This window comes from Stenotrophomonas sp. Sm10 (assembly GCF_030985515.1).
Lineage (GTDB): Bacteria > Pseudomonadota > Gammaproteobacteria > Xanthomonadales > Xanthomonadaceae > Stenotrophomonas > Stenotrophomonas hibiscicola.
Genome location: NZ_JAPTFO010000161.1, coordinates 1 through 2,731, shown reverse-complemented (window position 1 = coordinate 2,731; position 2,731 = coordinate 1). Strand labels below are relative to the sequence as shown.

Annotated in this window: 4 protein-coding genes; 2 read left to right on the top strand and 2 right to left on the bottom strand. The window is 68.3% G+C overall.

Annotated elements, in window-relative coordinates:
• Window positions 1-414, top strand: a 414-nt coding sequence (locus tag O0J15_RS20645) for a GNAT family N-acetyltransferase (protein ID WP_308306234.1), incomplete at its 5' end; no start/stop codon positions are given.
• Between the two features lie 122 nt (window positions 415-536).
• Here O0J15_RS20645 and O0J15_RS20640 read toward each other — a convergent pair.
• Window positions 537-1,784, bottom strand: coding sequence for a TIGR03862 family flavoprotein (locus O0J15_RS20640; protein ID WP_134729550.1), 1,248 nt, complete (start codon window positions 1,782-1,784; stop codon window positions 537-539).
• Entirely contained in the window at window positions 1,771-2,205 is a 435-nt protein-coding gene (locus O0J15_RS20635) for an FKBP-type peptidyl-prolyl cis-trans isomerase (RefSeq protein ID WP_134729552.1), read from the bottom strand. The genes O0J15_RS20640 and O0J15_RS20635 overlap by 14 nt, the downstream gene beginning before the upstream one ends.
• Window positions 2,206-2,275: 70 nt before the next feature.
• On the opposite strand from O0J15_RS20635, the gene O0J15_RS20630 reads away from it, so the two are divergent.
• Window positions 2,276-2,641, top strand: a complete 366-nt coding sequence (locus O0J15_RS20630) for a DUF6164 family protein (protein ID WP_021204401.1) — start codon at window positions 2,276-2,278, stop codon at window positions 2,639-2,641.
• Window positions 2,642-2,731: the final 90 nt, after the last annotated feature.

Here is a 2,731-nt window from a genome sequence, read left to right as displayed (position 1 = left end):
CTGCGCACGCGTTGCGTGCGCGAGACCTGCAGCAGCCATTACCCGCCCGAAGTCATTGCGCCCTGGTCTGCCTCGCCGCCACCGTCGCAGTATGCGCGGCTGTTGTCGCAGGGCGGATGCGTAGTGGCCGAGGACGGGCAGGGTGGCCTGCTCGGCTTCGGCGTCTTTGATGCCGATGCCAATGAAGTCGATGCGTTGTTCGTCAATCCGGATCATGGCGGCCAGGGCATTGGCCAGGCGTTGATGCAGCGCCTGCTGGCGATGGCCGATCGTGAACGTGAGGTGGTGCTGTCGGCCTCGCTCAACGCCGTGCCGTTCTATCAACGCCAGGGGTTCGTCAGCGTGCGCGAAGAGGCCTACCCGCATCCCAGCGGCGTGGCGCTGGCTTCAGTGAGCATGCGCCGGCCGTGGTGAGTGCTCGTTTTCTGCGTTCTGTAGAGCCGAGCCCACGCTCGGCTGCTTTTGACTCAAGCCGAGCATGGGCTCGGCTCTACAGGTAACGCCGTCGAGCATGGCTCGACGCTACAAGGCAGGCGTCACCGCCCGGCCAGCCACCCGATTACGCCTTCCGCAGCACGCAGGCCACTGGCGTAGCACGCGGTCAACAGGTAGCCACCTGTCGGCGCTTCCCAGTCCAGCATCTCGCCGGCGCAGAACACGCCGGGCACTGCCCGCAGCATCAGGCCATCATCCAGCGCATCCAGGCGCACGCCGCCGGCGGTGCTGATCACCTCGGCCATCGGCCGGGGACGCAGCAGGCGCAGCGGCAGGCGCTTGAGCGTAGCCGCCACGGCAGGCAGGTCGCTGCCCGCTTCTTTACCCAGAATCTCGAACACCAATGCGGCTTTCACTGCATCCAGGCCGGCTTGGCGGCGCAGGTGCTCGCCGAAGCTGCGGCCCTTGCGTGGGCGTGACAGATCGGCAAGCAGGCGCGCCTCGTCGCGGCCCGGTACCAGATCCAGCCACAGCATCGCGTGGCCCTCGCGGTTGATGGTCTCGCGCAGGTCCGCCGCCATCGCATAGATCAGGCTGCCTTCGATGCCGTACTCGCTGGCCACGCATTCGCCCTGCAGCGACCGTGGCTGTCCGGCCAGGTCGATCCAGTGCGCGACCACCGGCTTCAACGGCGCGCCGGCATTGCGTTGGGCGAAGAATGGGGTCCAACCCACGTCGAAACCGCAGTTGGCCGACTGCAGTGGTGCGATGTCCACGCCACGGGCCTGCAGTGGCGCGACCCAGGCGCCGTCACTGCCCAGCTGCGGCCAGCTGCCGCCGCCCATGGCCAGCAGGGTGGCATCGGCATGTACTTCAACGGCGCCATCTTCGGTTTCAAATCGCAGCGCGCCATCCTCACCCCAGCCGATCCAGCGGTGGTTGGCATGCAGGCGCACACCCTGTTCCTTCAGCCGGCGCACCCAGCCACGCAGCAGCGGCGCAGCCTTCCGGTCGACCGGGAACACGCGGCCGGAGCTGCCCACATAGGTCTCCACGCCCAGGCCGGCGGCCCAGTCGCGCAGCGCCTGCGCATCGAAGTCGTCCAGCCAGCGGCCCACGGCCGTGGACTGCTCGCGGTAGCGGCTGTCGAACAGCGGACGCGGATCGGAATGGGTGAGGTTGAGCCCGCCCTTGCCGGCGATCAGGAATTTGCGGCCGGGCGACCCCTTGGCCTCGTACAGGTCGACGTCCAGCCCGGCGGCGCGCAGGCGCTCGGCGGCGAACAGGCCGGCCGGGCCACCGCCGATGACGGCGACGCGGTGGGGCATGGCGGCATCACGGTTTGACATCGAGCAGCTCGACGTCGAACACCAGCGACGATCCGGCCGGAATCGGGCCGACCTTGCGGTCGCCGTAACCGTAGTCCGGCGGGATCATCAGCGTGCGCTTGCCGCCAACTTTCATGCCGGCCACGCCCTCATCCCAGCCGCGGATGACCTGGCCGGCGCCAAGCGCGAAGGTGAACGGTTGGCCGTGCTTGAAGGAGCTGTCGAAGGTCTTGCCGTGCTTGGTCTCGGTACGGTTGTCGTAGATCCAACCGGTGTAGTGCACGGTGACCTTGCTGCCGGGAACGGCTTCAGCACCGGTACCTGGCACGGTATCGATCCGCTCGAAGGCGGTCAGGGTGCCGCCGGGCGGCGGGCCGGACGGTTCGGTCGAGCAGCCAGCGGCGGCGAGGGACAGCAGCAGGGGAAGCAGCAGGCGGCGCATCGGGCGTCTCCGGTAGGGCGCAGGTCGAGGGCGGCAAGGGTAGCGCATCGGCGCCGGGTATCATGGGGACATGGCAAAACTCCTGCTCAATCTGCGCAATGTCGGTGACGACGAATACGCCGATGTCTGCACGCTGCTCGACCAGCACGGCATCGCCTGGTACCGCACCGAACCCAGCCCCTGGGGCATTTCCAACGGAGGCCTGTGGCTGCGCGAGGACGCCGATCATCCACGTGCGAAGGCGCTGATGGCGGAGTACCAGGCCGAACGCGGGCCGCGCATCCGTGCCGAGCGTGAGCAGGCATTGCGTGATGGCACGGCGGAGACCTTCGGCAGCCTGTTCCGGCGGCGGCCGCTGTTCGTAATGCTGGTGCTGCTGGGGATGGCCGCTGCCGCTGCGCTGGTGCTGCTGCCGTTCGTGCTGTTGCGGGGGTAAGGGGTTTCGGCCGGGTTGCACCCGGCACCCGCAGACGCAACGGCGACGTCAAAAGCCGGGCTTCAGTGGGAGGGTGGGGCGGTGTGGGGA